This window comes from Methylobacterium iners, assembly GCF_022179305.1.
GTDB classification, from domain to species: Bacteria; Pseudomonadota; Alphaproteobacteria; order Rhizobiales; family Beijerinckiaceae; genus Methylobacterium; species Methylobacterium iners.
Map to the genome: position 1 here is coordinate 117,501 of NZ_BPQP01000049.1, position 14,512 is coordinate 132,012.

At 70.7% G+C, this 14,512-nt stretch carries 15 protein-coding genes; 6 read left to right on the top strand and 9 right to left on the bottom strand.

Going from position 1 to position 14,512, the window contains the following annotated elements; translation table 11 throughout:
- Positions 1-51 precede the first annotated feature (51 nt).
- On the bottom strand, positions 52-534 hold the full coding sequence (locus tag MFF55_RS16195; protein ID WP_238245128.1) for a peroxiredoxin: 483 nt from the start codon (positions 532-534) through the stop codon (positions 52-54).
- Positions 535-646: 112 nt separating this feature from the next.
- On the opposite strand from MFF55_RS16195, the gene MFF55_RS16200 reads away from it, so the two are divergent.
- Entirely contained in the window at positions 647-1,252 is a 606-nt protein-coding gene (locus MFF55_RS16200) for a YqgE/AlgH family protein (RefSeq protein WP_373874813.1), read from the top strand.
- 275 nt (positions 1,253-1,527) lie between these two features.
- Here the strand turns inward: MFF55_RS16200 and MFF55_RS16205 are convergent, their stop codons facing one another.
- Positions 1,528-2,499: a hypothetical protein gene (locus MFF55_RS16205; RefSeq protein ID WP_238245130.1), complete on the bottom strand. Its 972-nt coding sequence runs from the start codon at positions 2,497-2,499 to the stop codon at positions 1,528-1,530.
- A 360-nt stretch (positions 2,500-2,859) separates the two neighbouring features.
- Between MFF55_RS16205 and dnaK the strand changes: the two genes are divergently transcribed.
- From dnaK to MFF55_RS16225, 4 genes are all read left to right on the top strand, one after another.
- Complete coding sequence (gene dnaK / locus MFF55_RS16210) at positions 2,860-4,776, top strand: molecular chaperone DnaK (protein WP_238245131.1); 1,917 nt, start codon at positions 2,860-2,862, stop codon at positions 4,774-4,776.
- A gap of 237 nt (positions 4,777-5,013) precedes the next feature.
- Positions 5,014-6,171: a molecular chaperone DnaJ gene (dnaJ, locus tag MFF55_RS16215; protein WP_238245132.1), complete on the top strand. Its 1,158-nt coding sequence runs from the start codon at positions 5,014-5,016 to the stop codon at positions 6,169-6,171.
- A gap of 158 nt (positions 6,172-6,329) precedes the next feature.
- The gene (locus MFF55_RS16220; RefSeq protein WP_238245133.1) at positions 6,330-6,965 is read left to right on the top strand and encodes a class I SAM-dependent methyltransferase; all 636 of its coding nucleotides are present in this window, start codon (positions 6,330-6,332) and stop codon (positions 6,963-6,965) included.
- 113 nt (positions 6,966-7,078) lie between these two features.
- Complete coding sequence (locus tag MFF55_RS16225; protein WP_238245134.1) at positions 7,079-7,354, top strand: hypothetical protein; 276 nt, start codon at positions 7,079-7,081, stop codon at positions 7,352-7,354.
- Positions 7,355-7,669: 315 nt separating this feature from the next.
- Here the strand turns inward: MFF55_RS16225 and deoA are convergent, their stop codons facing one another.
- Genes deoA through MFF55_RS16245 form a run of 4 tightly spaced genes read right to left on the bottom strand, consistent with a single transcriptional unit; the run spans position 7,670 to position 10,947 of the window.
- On the bottom strand, positions 7,670-8,983 hold the full coding sequence (gene deoA, locus MFF55_RS16230) for a thymidine phosphorylase (RefSeq protein WP_238245135.1): 1,314 nt from the start codon (positions 8,981-8,983) through the stop codon (positions 7,670-7,672).
- Entirely contained in the window at positions 8,980-9,726 is a 747-nt protein-coding gene (gene deoC / locus MFF55_RS16235; RefSeq protein WP_238245136.1) for a deoxyribose-phosphate aldolase, read from the bottom strand. Before deoC ends, deoA begins: the two co-directional genes overlap by 4 nt.
- Positions 9,723-10,592, bottom strand: a complete 870-nt coding sequence (locus MFF55_RS16240) for a purine-nucleoside phosphorylase (RefSeq protein WP_373874814.1) — start codon at positions 10,590-10,592, stop codon at positions 9,723-9,725. Before MFF55_RS16240 ends, deoC begins: the two co-directional genes overlap by 4 nt.
- Positions 10,540-10,947 carry a cytidine deaminase gene (locus MFF55_RS16245; protein ID WP_238245138.1) on the bottom strand — a complete coding sequence of 136 codons (408 nt, stop codon included), beginning with the start codon at positions 10,945-10,947 and terminating at the stop codon, positions 10,540-10,542. The genes MFF55_RS16240 and MFF55_RS16245 overlap by 53 nt, the downstream gene beginning before the upstream one ends.
- Before the next feature lie 145 nt (positions 10,948-11,092).
- Here MFF55_RS16245 and MFF55_RS16250 point away from each other — a divergent pair, with 145 nt between their 5' ends.
- Complete coding sequence (locus tag MFF55_RS16250; RefSeq protein WP_238245139.1) at positions 11,093-11,317, top strand: DUF2093 domain-containing protein; 225 nt, start codon at positions 11,093-11,095, stop codon at positions 11,315-11,317.
- Here MFF55_RS16250 and lpxK read toward each other — a convergent pair.
- From lpxK to MFF55_RS16265, 3 genes are read right to left on the bottom strand one after another with little or no spacing between them, the layout of a single operon-like run.
- Entirely contained in the window at positions 11,314-12,288 is a 975-nt protein-coding gene (lpxK, locus tag MFF55_RS16255; protein WP_238245140.1) for a tetraacyldisaccharide 4'-kinase, read from the bottom strand. The two genes, MFF55_RS16250 and lpxK, sit on opposite strands and share 4 nt — an antisense overlap.
- 10 nt (positions 12,289-12,298) lie before the next feature.
- A complete protein-coding gene (locus MFF55_RS16260) occupies positions 12,299-13,603 on the bottom strand; it encodes a 3-deoxy-D-manno-octulosonic acid transferase (RefSeq protein WP_238245141.1) in 1,305 nt (434 codons plus the stop codon).
- Positions 13,600-14,364 carry a lysophospholipid acyltransferase family protein gene (locus MFF55_RS16265; protein ID WP_238245142.1) on the bottom strand — a complete coding sequence of 255 codons (765 nt, stop codon included), beginning with the start codon at positions 14,362-14,364 and terminating at the stop codon, positions 13,600-13,602. The genes MFF55_RS16260 and MFF55_RS16265 overlap by 4 nt, the downstream gene beginning before the upstream one ends.
- Positions 14,365-14,512: the final 148 nt, after the last annotated feature.

The window sequence follows — 14,512 nt, forward strand, 5'->3', positions numbered from 1 at the left end:
TCCGCAGCCCCGGAATGACGAAGGTGGAGCAGGACGAAAGGCAGGGGCGGCTCAGATCACCTTGAGCAGCGCTTCCGCCCCCGAGATCTCCGTCTTCACCGGCACCTCCTCGAGGTGCAGCACGCGCACCACGCCGTCGTCGACGAGCATGGAATAGCGCTTGGAGCGCGGACCCAGGCCGAAGCCGGTGCCGTCCATGTCGAGGCCGGTCGCCTTGGCGAACTCGGCGTTGCCGTCGGCGAGGAATTCAATGCCCTCGGCGCTGCTCTCCTTCTTCCAGGCATTGAGCACGAACACGTCGTTCACCGACGTCACCGCGATGGCGTCGACGCCGCGCGAGAGGATCTCGTCCTTGTGGGCGACGAAGCCGGGCAGGTGGTTGCGGTGGCAGCTCGGGGTGAAGGCGCCGGGAACGCCGACGAGGACCACGCGCCGGCCCTTGAACAGGTCGTCCGTCGTCTTGGCTTCCGGCCCCTCCGGTCCGTTCACGCGAAAGGTCACCTGGGGCAGGTGGTCGCCGACCTGGATCGTCATGTTTGTCTCCTCGTCGACGGGGCAGGGGGCCTCGAAGCGCCGCCCCTCTAACGTGACAGGACTGCCATGTCGATGCGCTTTGGTGGTGGACAATGCGGGCGTCGCGCGTAGCATGACGCGCATGTCGGATTCCGATGCGCCTGCCTATCTCGACGGTCAGTTCCTGGTCGCCATGCCGGGGATGGGCGACGAGCGCTTTGCCCGCTCCGTGATCTATCTTTGCGCCCATTCCGCCGACGGCGCGATGGGCATCATCCTGAACAAGCCGGCCAGCGACCTCAACATGCCGGACCTGCTCGTCCAGCTCGACATCGCGACGGAGGCCGACGCCATCCGCCTGCGCGAGCGCGTCGGCCACATGCCGGTGCTGATGGGCGGACCGGTCGACGCCAAGCGCGGCTTTGTGCTCCACACAGACGATTTCCACATCGACCAATCCACACTGATCATCGACGACGGCATCTGCCTGACCGCGACCGTCGAGATCCTGCGGGCCATCGCCAACGGCGACGGCCCCGCCAGCGCCGTCCTGGCGCTGGGCTATGCCGGCTGGCAGGCGGGGCAGCTCGAGAGCGAGATCCTCGCCAATGGCTGGCTCACCTGCCCGGCCGATCCCGAGCTGATCTTCCATCCCGCGCTCGAGGCGAAGTACGAGCGGACGCTGCGCAGCAACGGCATCGATCCTGCGATGCTGTCGGCGAGTGCGGGCCGGGCCTGAGCGCTCGGAACCGAGAATGTTTCACGTGAAATTTTTCCTATTCGCTCCCGGCTGAGCCGATCGATCCGCCCTTCCCCGGACGCCTGGAGCGTCAGCGGAAGGTGACCCGGCACCCAGCCACAAACGTGCCGCGCCAGCGGCTCAAAACGACAGCGCCATCGTTCGGATGCTTCGCGGCTTTTTCGCTGGATCCCGGATCGGGTTCCGCTTCGCTCCACCCGTCTGGGAAAGGACACGGGTGAGACGACCATGCCGTTCGGTCGGAAGAAGCCCAGTCACTCCGGCGGCGCGTCCGGGTTCGTGCCCTCCACCTGCGGCTTGCGCCGGGGCCGTGGCGGCGCGGCGGCGGCGCTCGGGGCGGCAGAACTCACACCGAGGCGGGCGGCGAGTGCCAGGGCCCGGGCCTCGCTGAAGCGGACATGGCAGAAGCCGTGGGCGCCTTCCCGGGCGTAGGTCCGGCAGACCTGCTCGCGCTCGGAGGAGAACGCAGCCTGCTCGGTGACGATCGGCCGGACATCCTGCGCGCGGGCCCGCTGGGTCATGACCTTGTAGTTCTCGCGCACCGCCTTGTCGGCGTTGCCCCGGGCGCTGTCGAACTCGGCCGAGCGCGGGATCAGGCTGGATGCCGCCGGTCCCCAGAGGCCGAACGGCGTCGTGGAGCAATCCTGGGCGGAGAAGGTGCAGACCGGGCTGCCGCCCAGCGGCGTCACGAGCACGCTGCCCTCCAGCACTTCGAAGCGCAGCGGACATTCCGCGGCCGCGGCCTCGAGCCGGGCCACGCCGTCGGGCCGGCCGGCGGAGGCCAGGGTGATGGGCGCGCCGCCGTTCAGCGGCACCTTGCAGGTCTCCGTTGGCTGCGAGACCTTCGTGCCGGGCAAGGTGATCCGCAGGCTCGTGCCACCACCGGCCCGCTCCATCTTCAGGCTCCCGGTCAGGCCGTTGAGCATCAGCTCGTGGCCTATCACGTTGTCCTCGGCCGGCGCCTTGAGGACGACGGGCCTGAGCGGCGCCGGTCTCGGGGCTTCCGCCGCGGGGTCGCCGGGCTGGCCCGGTTCTCCGGGTGCCGTGGGCCCGGGCGAGCCCGGAGGTGGGGGCGCGCCGGGAATGGGGCGGGGCGGCACCGGCGGCTTCGAGGGCTTCAGCCCGAACAATTCCTCGAAGAAGGATTGCGCCGCGGCGTCGGTCGCATGCGTAACCGAGCCCGTGACGGCGGCCGTCGAGAGGAGAAGAACGCGGAAGAGACGCATCGGGACTTTCGAGCCTGGGGCATCGGGGGCCCAAGACTGCAACATCCCTAACATGGCGTCGATGGGGCCGGCGTGGCACGTCCGCAACAATGGCGGGCGCGGCGACCGCGAACGTCCAGTCCTGGGAAGGGGATAAGCCGGATCGGCGGACAGGTGGGACTCGTCTTGGCCGCTCGTCTTGCGGCACTCCAACGACCTTCTTATATGCGCCCCAGCACGGATTAAATCCCGGATTTGGCCGTCGCCGGCCCCTGATCCGGGCTCGCCCCGTTCTCACGATTTCACTGTTCCGTCGCCATGGGCTGAGCTGCTTCGGGGCTCGGCGGTCTGCTTGACCAGAAGACATAGAGGGATCCCACCATGGGTAAAGTTATCGGTATCGACTTGGGGACCACCAATTCCTGCGTGGCCGTCATGGAAGGCACGCAGCCCAAGGTCATCGAGAATGCGGAAGGCGCGCGCACCACGCCCTCCATCGTCGCCTTCACGGACGAGGGCGAGCGCCTCGTCGGCCAACCGGCCAAGCGCCAGGCGGTGACGAACCCCGAGCGCACCTTCTTCGCCATCAAGCGCCTCATCGGGCGCACCTACGACGACCCGATGACCCAGAAGGACAAGGGCCTCGTGCCCTACAAGATCGCCCGTGGCGACAACGGCGACGCCTGGGTCGAGGCGGACGGCAAGAAGTACTCGCCCTCGCAGATTTCCGCCTTCACCCTGCAGAAGATGAAGGAGACGGCCGAGGCCCATCTCGGCCAGCCCGTGACCCAGGCCGTGATCACGGTGCCCGCCTACTTCAACGACGCCCAGCGTCAGGCCACCAAGGATGCCGGCAAGATCGCCGGGCTGGAGGTGCTGCGCATCATCAACGAGCCGACGGCGGCCGCGCTCGCCTACGGCCTCGACAAGAAGAAGGCTGGCACCATCGCGGTCTACGACCTCGGCGGCGGCACCTTCGACGTGTCGATCCTCGAGATCGGCGACGGCGTCTTCGAGGTGAAGTCGACGAACGGCGACACCTTCCTGGGCGGCGAGGACTTCGACAACCGAATCGTCGAGTACCTGACGGGCGAGTTCAAGAAGGAGCAGGGCATCGATCTGACCAAGGACAAGCTCGCCCTCCAGCGCCTCAAGGAGGCTGCGGAGAAGGCCAAGATCGAGCTGTCCTCGGCGACGCAGACCGAGATCAACCTGCCCTACATCACGGCCGACGCCACGGGCCCGAAGCACCTCGCGCTCAAGCTCAGCCGCGCCAAGTTCGAGAGCCTGGTCGACGACCTCGTCCAGCGCACGATGGAGCCGTGCCGCAAGGCGCTGAAGGATGCCGGCGTCTCGGCCTCCGAGATCGACGAGGTCGTGCTCGTCGGCGGCATGATCCGCATGCCCAAGGTGCAGGAGGTGGTGAAGGCCTTCTTCGGCAAGGAGCCCCACAAGGGCGTCAACCCGGATGAGGTCGTCGCGATCGGCGCCGCGGTCCAGGCCGGCGTGCTCCAGGGCGACGTCAAGGACGTGCTGCTCCTCGACGTGACCCCGCTGTCGCTGGGCATCGAGACGCTGGGCGGCGTGTTCACCCGGCTCATCGACCGCAACACCACGATCCCGACGAAGAAGTCCCAGACTTTCTCGACGGCGGAGGACAACCAGAACGCCGTCACGATCCGGGTCTTCCAGGGCGAGCGCGAGATGGCGGCCGACAACAAGCTGCTCGGCCAGTTCGACCTCATGGGCATCCCGCCCGCGCCTCGCGGCCTGCCGCAGATCGAGGTGACCTTCGACATCGACGCCAACGGCATCGTCAACGTGACGGCCAAGGACAAGGCGACGAACAAGGAGCACCAGATCCGCATCCAGGCGAGCGGCGGTCTCTCGGACGCCGACATCGAGAAGATGGTCAAGGACGCCGAGGCCAATGCCGAGGCCGACAAGAAGCGCCGCGAGCTCGTCGAGGTGAAGAACCAGGGCGAGAGCCTGATCCACGCCACCGAGAAGTCGGTGAAGGAGTACGGCGACAAGGTCTCGGCCGACGACAAGGGCGGCATCGAGACGGCGATGACGGCCCTCAGGACGGCGCTCGAGGGCGACGACGTCGAGACCATCAAGGCCCGGACCACGGACCTGATGCAGGCCTCGATGAAGCTCGGCGAGGCGATGTACGCCGCGAGCCAGGCCGAGGGCGCGCCGGGCGCCTCGGCCGAGGCTGGCGCGGACAAGAAGGACGACGTCATCGACGCCGACTTCCAGGAGGTCGACGAGAAGGACCAGAAGAAGCGGGCGTGAACCCAAGCCCTTCCCCCACGGACCTGGGGCTCACTCGGGGTCCGCGATCTTCGTGCTCGGATCGGGCAGGCTCGATCTGAGTGGGGGAGGGTGCCTGCGGAGCAGGCGGGAGAGGGGAACACCGCCCGATCCTGAGAAGGCCGTGCTCCCCCTCCCGACCCGCTGATGCGGGCCGCCCTCCCCCGTGAAGGGGGGAGGGTTTTTCTGTGACGACGCGGATTTCCGACCGGGGGCAGGATGTCGAAGCGGGACTATTACGAGATCCTCAGCGTCTCCAAGACTGCGACGGACGGCGAGCTGAAAAGCGCCTTCCGCAAGCTCGCCATGGTCTATCACCCGGACCGCAATCCCGGCGACAAGGAAGCCGAGATCAAGTTCAAGGAGATCAACGAGGCCTATCAGTGCCTGTCCGATGGACAGAAGCGCGCGGCCTACGATCGCTTCGGCCACGCCGCCTTCGCCCAAGGCGGGCAGGGCGGCCCCGGATTCGGCAACGAGTTCGGCGACTTCATGTCGGACATCTTCGACAATTTCTTCGGCGACGGCCGCGCGGCCCAGGGCACTGGGCGGGGCCGCGGCGGGCAGCCGGGCCGCGAGCGCGGTGCGGATCTCCGCTACAACCTCGAGATCACGCTCGAGGAGGCCTTCACTGGCAAGGCCGAGACCATCAAGATCCCGACCTCCATCGCCTGCGACGCCTGCACCGGCACGGGTGCCAAGCCCGGCTCGAAGCCGCGGGCCTGCCAGACTTGCGGCGGCTACGGCCGGGTGCGGGCCGCGCAGGGCTTCTTCGCGATCGAGCGGACCTGCCCGACCTGCCACGGCCGCGGCGAGATCGTCGACGATCCCTGCACCGCCTGCAGCGGCGCCGGCCGCGTGACCCGCGAGCGCACGCTCTCGATCAACGTGCCGGCGGGCGTGGACGACGGGTTGCGCATCCGGCTGGCCGGGGAGGGCGAGAGCGGCCTGCGAGGCGGCCCGTCGGGCGACCTCTACGTCTTCCTCTCGATCAAGCCGCACACCTTCTTCCAGCGCGACGGCGCCGACCTGTTCTGCCGCGTGCCGATCTCGATGGTGACGGCGGCGCTCTCGGGGGAGATCACGGTGCCGGTGATCGACGGCTCGCAGACGCAGGTCCGCATCCCGGCCGGCACCCAAACCGCCAAGCAGTTCCGCATCAAGGGCAAGGGCATGCCGGTCCTGCGGGCGCGGGAGGTCGGCGACCTCTACATCCAGGTCTTCGTCGAGACGCCGCAGAACCTCACGAAGCGCCAGCGCGAGCTCCTGCAGGAATTCGACCAATCGGCCTCCGACGAGAACCATCCCGAGAGCGCGGGCTTCTTCTCGAAGGTCAAGGACATCCTCGGGGGCCTGAGCGGCGGCGCGAGAAGCTGACCGCCGAGGCCGGATCAAATCCTCCCGGTCACGGTTATGGTTGTGGACGGCCGTCGATGCCCGGTCTCGTCCTTGCTAAGCCGGGACCTAAGCTTGACGGCGGGAAGCCTTTCGTCGTCTAGCCTGTCTCGTCATCCGTGATCCGAGGACGCCCGGTCTTGCCGTCGCTACGCCGTTCCAGCGCCAAATCCGTCGCCTTGTCCGGGAGCCTCCGGCACCGTCGCGATCCGCTGGAAGACGAGGCGCGGTTCCTGCGCTCCTGGTTCGAGCGTCCGCTGGTCACCGGGGCCGTCACCCCCTCCGGCAAGATGCTGGCCCGGACCATGGCCTCCTACGTCGACCCGCGGGTCGAGGGGCCGGTGGTGGAACTCGGGCCCGGCACCGGCCCGGTGACCGACGCGCTGATCCGCCGGGGCATCGAGCAGGAGCGGCTCGTCCTCGTCGAATACAACCCGGATTTCTGCGAGCTTCTGCAGCGGCGCTTCCCTCGCGCGACGATCGTTCAGGGCGACGCCTACAGCATCCGCGAGGCTGTTGGCGCGATCCTGCCTGGCAAGGCGGCGGCCACGATCTCGAGCCTTCCGCTCTTCACCAAGCCCCTGGAGCAGCGCCTCGACCTGCTCACCACCGCGCATGACCTGATGCATGCGAGCGCGCCCTTCATCCAGTTCACCTACGCGATGGTGCCGCCGATCCCGGCGCGCTGCGACACCGGCAGCTACACCGCGAGCCGCTCCAACAAGGTCTGGCTGAACCTGCCGCCGGCCCGGGTCTGGGTCTATCGTAGGCCCTGAGCCGCGGCACAACGCGAGCTGAACGAGGATCTCAGAGCCCGTTCAACCGCCGAGCTCCATCCTGCACATCCAGGCCGAGATCACCTCGGCCGATCGGAGGTCAGGAGATCGTCATGTCGATCCAGAGCTTCAAAGCCACCACGCGCCGCCTGCTCGGTGCGGCGCTTCTCGCCGGTGGCGTCATCATGGGCGCGGGCGGCGCCGCACAGGCCGGCCCCTACGGCCACCACGACGGCTACGTCGGGGTCGGCGGCGGCCACGGCTGGGGCCATCACCGTCACCATCGCCACCACGGCTGGCATCACCGCCATCGCCACTGGGACCATGGCCACGGCTATGGCCGGCGGCATGGGCACCACCACCGCGGTCACCATCACCACGGCTGGTGAGAGCGAGGCGGATCGCGTTCTCGCCCTCGATCGCCGGCGCCGCTCTCCTCCCCATTGTGGGGAGGAGTTGGAGGTGAGGGTGGTTCCGCTTGCCGCAAGTGTGGGTCGCCCAGCCACTCTCACCCCGGACCCTTCCGGCAAGGGCAGGGCGATCGCGAATGAGCTCGCTCTTCGGCCGGCAGCGGCCATTAACCCCCCGCTTGTCATTCCGGGGCGCCGCAGGCGAGCCCGGAATGACAAGCGGGGTACAAGGAGCCTGGCATAGGGCGGGCAATCTCATCTGCGATCGCCCCGCTGCTGGGGGCAGGGGGCGCGTCAGGACGAGATGTGTTCGAGGATCGGCGGGGAGGGTTCCACTGCGGCCTCCCCGACCCGATACGCCGCGCGCAGGGCCGTCGCCGCCTGCTCTGCCGCCGCCTCGTCCCGCGCATGAACGATCCCGAGCGGACGATCCGGCCCGACGGCGTCGCCCGGTCGGGCGAGCTGCGTGACCCCGACGGCCGGGTCGATCCCGTCCTGCGGGCGAGTGCGTCCGCCGCCGAGGCCGATCACCGCCAATCCCAGAACGCGGGTCGCCACGCTCTGGATGATGCCCGCGCTCCCGGGCGCGACCGGCCGCACGATCGGAGCGGCGGGCAGGTACCGACCCGGATCAGCCAGGAGATCGACCGGACCGCCGAGCGCCGCCACCATCCGACCGAAGATCTCGGCCGCGCGGCCGGAGTCGAGCGCCGTCTCAAGCTGAGCCGTCGCCTCGCTGACGTCGACAGCGAGGCTCCCCAGCACCAGCATCTCGGCGGCGAGCGCGAGGGTGACCGTGTGGAAGGCGGGCTCGCGGCCGCGGCCCATCAGGTAGTCGACCGCATAGGCGACCTCGACCGCGTTGCCCGCGGCCGAGGCCAGCGGCGCGTCCATGTCGGTGATGAGCGCCACGGCAGGCAGGCCCGCGCCGCCGGCGACGGAGACGATGCTCTGCGCGAGCGCCCGCGCGGACTCGCGATCGGCCATGAAGGCGCCCGAACCGCTCTTGACGTCCATCACGAGCCCGTTGAGCCCGGCCGCGAGCTTCTTCGAGAGGATCGAGGCGGTGATCAGGTCGAGGGATTCCACCGTGCCGGTCACGTCGCGAATCGCGTAGAGGCGCCGGTCGGCGGGGGCGAGGTCCGCGGTCTGTCCGATGATGGCGCAGCCGACCTCGCGGGTGACGCGGCGGAAGCGGTCGAGGTCCGGCGCCACGTCGTAGCCGGGAATGCTCGCGAGCTTGTCGAGCGTCCCCCCGGTATGGCCGAGGCCTCTCCCAGAGATCATCGGCACGAAGCCGCCACAGGCCGCCACCATCGGCGCCAACGCGAGGCTCACCGTGTCGCCCACGCCGCCAGTCGAGTGCTTGTCAAGGGCAGGCCCCGGCAGGTCCCAGCGCAGCAGCTGGCCGGAGCCCGTCATGGCGCGGGTCAGCGCGACGCGCTCGTCGAGGCTCATCCCGCGGAAGAACACCGCCATGGCGAAGGCGGCGGCCTGTCCCTCGGTGACGCGCCCCTCGGTCAGGCCTTCGACGAAGGCGGCGATCTCGGCGGGGTCGAGGGTGCGTCCGTCGCGCTTGGCGCGGATGATCTCCTGCGGCAGCCTCATCGGGCAGCCGTCAGCGCGGAGAGCAGGCTGCTCGCCCCGAGCCGCAGGGTGGCCGGGCGCGCCCAGTCCGGCCCCATGATCCGGTCGGCGAGGGCGAGATAGCTCGCGGCATCCGCGACCGTCCGCAGGCCCCCGGAGATCTTGAGCCCGACCTCGCGGTCACCGGCTTCGTCCCGGATCGCGCGGAGCATGGTCTCGGCTGCTTCCGGCGTCGCCGAGACCGAGCTCTTGCCCGTCGAGGTCTTGATGAAGTCGGCACCCGCCCGGATGGCAAGCCGGCTCGCGGCGGCGATCCTGTCCTCGCTCGCCAGCGTCCCGGTCTCCAGGATGACCTTGAGCAGGCGCCCATTGCGGCAGACCCCGCGCACCGCCTCGACCATGCCGCGCGCCGTGTCGGCATCGCCGTCGAGGAAGGCCCGGTAGGGCAGCACGAGGTCGATCTCGTGGGCGCCATCGCCCAGCGCCTCCACCGTATCCTCCACCGCCCGCTCGATGTCGGTGCCGCCCGCGGGGAAGTTGATGACCGTGGCGATGCGGACGGCCGAGCCAGCAAGGCCCTGGACCGTCCGCCGCACGAATTGCGGCCAGACGCAGAGAGCCGCGACGCCGTGCGTGCGCCCCTCGCGGATCAGCGCGTCGACCGCGCCGGGCGTGCAGGCATCGCCGAGGTCGGTGAGATCGAGGAGGAGGATCGCGCGCCGGGCCACGAGCCCGGCGTCGAGGCTGTCCGCGGCGGCGATCATGGCGGACTCCCGAGATGGGCGACGAAGGCCTCGACGAGGCGGGCGAGGTCGGAAGCGGCGGCAGCGGCCGCGGCCTTGGTCTCGGCATGGTGCGGATCGCCGCCGCGCAGTCCGGCGGCCATGTTCGTGACGACCGAGACCGCCGCGACCCGGAGCCCGAAGAAGCGGGCGAGGATGGTCTCAGGGACCGTCGACATCCCGACGAGGTCGGCCCCGAGGCGTCCGGCCATGCGCACCTCGGCCGGCGTCTCGAAGCTCGGACCCGAGAACCAGGCGTAGATTCCCTCGAGGAGGTCGAGGCCGCACCGGGCGGCCGCGACCCGGAGCCCGGCGCGGAGTGCCGGATCGTAGGCATCGACCATCGGCACGAAGCGGGCGTCGCTCGCTTCGCCGAAGAGCGGGTTCAGGCCCGAGAGGTTGATGTGGTCGGTGAGCGCCACGAGGCTGCCGGGACCGACACCGGGCATCAGCGAACCCGAGGCGTTGGTGAGGAGGAGCGCGCCGGCACCGAGCGCCCGGGCGACGCCGATCGGCACCCGCATGATGGCGGCGTCGCCGGCCTCGTAGGCATGGGCGCGGCCCTCGTAGAGGAGGACCCGCCGGCCGCCGAAAAGCCCGGCATGAAGGGTTCCGCCATGGCCGCTGACCCCGGGACGCGGGAAGCCCGGGATCTCGACGTAGGGCAGGGCGATCGGCGCTTCGAGCCGGGCCGCGAGGTGCCCGAGCCCCGTTCCCGTGACGATGGCGCAGGCGTGGGGACCCGCGAAGCCGCGCGCGCGCAGGAAGTCCGCGGCGGCCTCGACGGAAGCGGCTTCAGCCGGCGGCACCGAGATGCCCCGGGCCGAAGGAATGGGGAAGCAGCGCATCGAGGCTGAAGCGGGCGCGCAGGCCGTCCAGATCCGCGACGTGGATCACCGTGCCGGGGGACGCGAATTCGCGGATGCGCTGGCGGCAGGCGCCGCAGGGCGTCACCGGCTCCGGGCCGTCGCCCAGGATCAGGATGGCACGGATCTCCCGCCCGCCCGCGGCGACCATGGCGGCGATGGCGCCGGCCTCCGCGCAGGTCCCGACCGGATAGGCGGCGTTCTCGACGTTGCAGCCGGCATGGACCACCCCGGCCTCGTCGAGGATGGCAGCGCCGACGCGAAAGCCGGAATAGGGGGCGTGCGCCCGCGCGCGCGCGCCGCGCGCCGCCGCGAGCAGGACGGAGAGGTCCGTCATGGGGCCTTCGAATCCGGACGGGTGGCACGCATGGGCGGACCATCGCACCGCGCGAGCCCGCCTGTCGAGGCGGGATCATCGACAAGCCGGGACGACGCTCCTATGACGCGAAAGGATTGATCGCGGGCCGGGAGGCTTGAGGGACATGCTGGGTCGGTACGAACGCGGAGGCTCCGGCGAGGCGGTCGTCGAGTACGGCGACGGCACCATGCGCATCGTCAAGCCCGGCACCTTCGTGCGCTGCGCGGTGACGGGCGAGCCGATCCTGCTCGATGCCCTGCGCTACTGGAGCGTCGAGCGCCAGGAGGCCTACGCGAGCCCGGAGGCCGCGATGACGCGGCTCAAGCAGGGCGCGTTCGGCCACCGTTAGCGCGAGGCCATCATCGCCTCCAGGCGGGCGAGGAGGGCGGCCTCGTCCTCGAAGCGGAGGGTGACGGAGAACGTCTCAGCGGGAAAGCCTGGCGGCAGGCGCACATGGTCCTTCTCGGTGGTGACGAGGACGGCGCCGGCACGCTGGGCGGCCTCCGCGAGAGCATCGAGATCCCGCGGCCGGTAGGGGTGGTGGTCGGGGAAGGCGCGCGTGCCGGCGATGCGGGCGCCGGCCTCCCGCAGGCTCGCGAAGAACTTCTCGGGTCGGCCAATCCCGGCGAAGGCGAACACGGCGCGGTCCCGGAACGCGGCCCCGACCGGCGCCAATCGCGCCCTGTGGACGGCGAGACCGCGTTCCGTGGCCCCGCGGGCCAGGCGCTCCCCCGGCTCGCCCCCGCCGATCAACACGAGCCCGTGGACGTGGCGCCATTGCCGCGGCAGCGGCACGCGCAAGGGCCCTGCGGGGAAGGGCAGGCCGTTGCCGATTCCCACCGCCGCATCCACCACGGCGAGCGAGAGATCCTTGGCGAGGCTCGGGTTCTGCAGGCCGTCATCCATCACGATGACGGCCGCTCCCCGCGCCGCGCAGAGCCGCGCGCCGGCGGGACGGTCGCGGGCGACGATCGTGGGTCCGGCCCGCGCGAGGAGCAGGGGCTCGTCTCCGGTTTCGGCCGCGGAGTGCCTAGTCGGATCGATCGCGACCGGGCCGGCGAGGCGGCCGCCATAGCCGCGGGTCAGGAAGGCCGGCGCGGCATCGAGCCGGCGCAGGAGCGCGGCCAGCGCGAGCGCCGTCGGGGTCTTGCCGGCCCCCCCCAGGGTGAAGTTGCCGACGCAGAGGACGGGGCAGGGCGCGGCCTCGCCGGGGCGGTCCATCCGGGCCGCGGTGTGGCGGCCGTAGAACCGGCCGAGCGGCGCCAGCAGCCGCGCGGCGGGATGGTCCGGACTGCCCTCCCAGAAGGCCGGGGCACGCATCAGGCCCGGCTCACGAGGCGGTCATGGCCGCGAGCTTCATCTGGGCGACGAAGGGATCGAGCACCGCCAGCGTGCGCTCGACCGCGCCTTCGAAGGGACGGAAGGCACCCTGGCCGGCTTGCGCCATGGCCTGCAGGCGCTCGGGATCGCTGAGGAGATCGCCGACGCTCACGGCAAGATCGTCCGCATCCAGCACCGGGCGGGCGCCACCCACGGCGTCGAGGGCGGCGTAGACCTCGGAGAAATTCCCGACATGGGGCCCGTGCAGGATCGCGGCGTCGAGGCGGGCCGGCTCGATCGGGTTCTGGCCGCCATGGGGAACGAGGGAGCCGCCGAGGAAGACGAGGGGGGTCAGGCGGTAGAACAGGCCGAGTTCGCCCAGCGTGTCGGCCACGTAGAGGTCGATGGCGCGGTCCGGCTTCGCTCCTTGCGAGCGCCGTCCGGTTCGCAGGCCGGCCGCCGTGGCGAAGCGGGCGATCTCCTCGCCGCGGCGGGGATGGCGAGGCACGACGATGGTGAGAAGCTCGGGGATGCGGGCCTTCAGGGCGGCATGCGCCTCGGCGATCGCCTCGTCCTCGCCCGGATGGGTGCTCGCCGCCACCCAGATCGCGCGGCCCGCGAGCAGGGTGGCGAGCTCCGTCAGCTCCGCACGGTCGGCGGGTGGCACGGCGGAGTCGTATTTGAGGTTGCCCGCGACGCTCACCCGGGGCGCGCCGAGCCTGGCGAAGCGCTCGGCATCAGCGGCGGTCTGGGCGAGGCAGACCGCCACCCGCGAGAGCAACGCCTCCGCAGTGCGGGGCGAGCGCCCCCAGCCGCGGAAGGACCGCTCGGACATCCGGGCGTTGACGAGGAGGAGGGGCACCTCGCGCGCGTGGAGCGCGATGACCGTGTTCGGCCAGATCTCGGACTCGGCGACGAGGGCGAGGTCGGGCCGCCAGTGGTCGAGGAAGCGCTCGACCCAGCGCGGCGCGTCGAGCGGCATGTACTGGTGGATCGCGCCCGAGGGCAGCCGCCGCCCGATCAGCTCGGCGGCGCTGCGCGTCCCCGTGGTGACGAGGACCGAGAAGCCGCGGGCGATCATGCCCTCGATCAGGCCCAGCAGGGAGAAGGTCTCGCCGACGCTCGCCCCGTGCATCCAGACGAGGGCGCCGTCGGGCCGCTCACGCCCGGGCAAGCCCCGCCGCTCGGGTAGGCGGCCCGGATCCTCCTTGCCGCGGCGAGAGCGCCAGGCGAGAAGTCCTGCCACCGCCGGCTCCCCGAGATAAAGGCCGTAGCGATAGGCCTGGAGCGGAAGCGTCAGCGGCGCGGCCTTCACGCAGAGGTTCCGACGGCGTGGTGCTCCGGCTCGATCCGGTTCTGGCTGCCCTGGACGCGGTCCTGGCGCCCGACCAGGGCGTAGGCCTGATCGTGGACGCGGTTGAGCTCGGCCTGGACCCGCAGCCGCAGGGCCTCGAAGGCCTCGTCACCGACCTCGCGCGGCACCAGGATCGGCTCGCCGAAGACCATCGCGCCGCGGCCGAAGGGCAGGCCGAGGCAGGCCCGGTCCCAGGAATTGAAGCGGATGTGCCGGCTCGTCACGACGGCGACGGGCACGATCGGCCTCCCCGAGAAGCGGGCGAGCGTCAGGATGCCGGCGTCGCAGCGGCGCGAGACCTTGGGCACGTCGGCGCTGAAGGCGACGGTCTCGCCGTCCTTGAGCGCGCGCAGCATGGCGCGCAAGCCCTCGGCGCCGCCCTTGGCCTTGGCATCCCGCACGACCCGGCCACGGGCACCCGACGCCCGCATCACGCGCACGCCCATGCGGGTCAGCGCGATGGTGTTGATGTTGCCGTCGGCCGAACGCGAGATGATCGTGGCGATGCGGTCGTGCGGGCGGCGCATGAACGAGATCATCGTGTGCTGGCCGTGCCACATCGCCGCGATGAAGGGGCCGAGGCCGTCGAGCCAGGGATCGGGTTCGGGCGGCACCACGGTGAAGCGGTTCGTCCGGCGCACGAGCTGCAGGTAATGGCCGGCCAGGATGCCCAGCGCCTGCTGGACCGGTGCCGAACGCCCGATGCGTTTGACGAGGCTCATGTCTCGCTCCTGCGGGCTTCACGCCGGGTGGCGTCCGCCCCCTGGAGGTTCGATTCATGGCGAGGCGCGCGGATCGTCGGGCCACGTCGGCGGGCGCTCGCTCCGCCTGAGGTCTAGCCCCGATCCGATCACGGGCGCAACCAATGCC

What these genes read in the sequence shown, in the direction of transcription:
- MFF55_RS16200 (WP_373874813.1), top strand. Translation starts at nt 647, where the DNA reads ATGACGCGCATGTCGGATTCCGATGCGCCTGCCTATCTCGACGGTCAG.
- MFF55_RS16240 (WP_373874814.1), bottom strand. Translation starts at nt 10,592, where the DNA reads ATGCGCTGCTTCCCCATTCCTTCGGCCCGGGGCATCTCGGTGCCGCCG.
- MFF55_RS16195 (WP_238245128.1), bottom strand. Translation starts at nt 534, where the DNA reads ATGACGATCCAGGTCGGCGACCACCTGCCCCAGGTGACCTTTCGCGTG.
- MFF55_RS16245 (WP_238245138.1), bottom strand. Translation starts at nt 10,947, where the DNA reads ATGACGGACCTCTCCGTCCTGCTCGCGGCGGCGCGCGGCGCGCGCGCG.
- MFF55_RS16265 (WP_238245142.1), bottom strand. Translation starts at nt 14,364, where the DNA reads ATGAGCCTCGTCAAACGCATCGGGCGTTCGGCACCGGTCCAGCAGGCG.
- deoC (WP_238245136.1), bottom strand. Translation starts at nt 9,726, where the DNA reads ATGATCGCCGCCGCGGACAGCCTCGACGCCGGGCTCGTGGCCCGGCGC.
- dnaJ (WP_238245132.1), top strand. Translation starts at nt 5,014, where the DNA reads ATGTCGAAGCGGGACTATTACGAGATCCTCAGCGTCTCCAAGACTGCG.
- MFF55_RS16205 (WP_238245130.1), bottom strand. Translation starts at nt 2,499, where the DNA reads ATGCGTCTCTTCCGCGTTCTTCTCCTCTCGACGGCCGCCGTCACGGGC.
- lpxK (WP_238245140.1), bottom strand. Translation starts at nt 12,288, where the DNA reads ATGCGTGCCCCGGCCTTCTGGGAGGGCAGTCCGGACCATCCCGCCGCG.
- dnaK (WP_238245131.1), top strand. Translation starts at nt 2,860, where the DNA reads ATGGGTAAAGTTATCGGTATCGACTTGGGGACCACCAATTCCTGCGTG.
- deoA (WP_238245135.1), bottom strand. Translation starts at nt 8,983, where the DNA reads ATGAGGCTGCCGCAGGAGATCATCCGCGCCAAGCGCGACGGACGCACC.
- MFF55_RS16250 (WP_238245139.1), top strand. Translation starts at nt 11,093, where the DNA reads ATGCTGGGTCGGTACGAACGCGGAGGCTCCGGCGAGGCGGTCGTCGAG.
- MFF55_RS16225 (WP_238245134.1), top strand. Translation starts at nt 7,079, where the DNA reads ATGTCGATCCAGAGCTTCAAAGCCACCACGCGCCGCCTGCTCGGTGCG.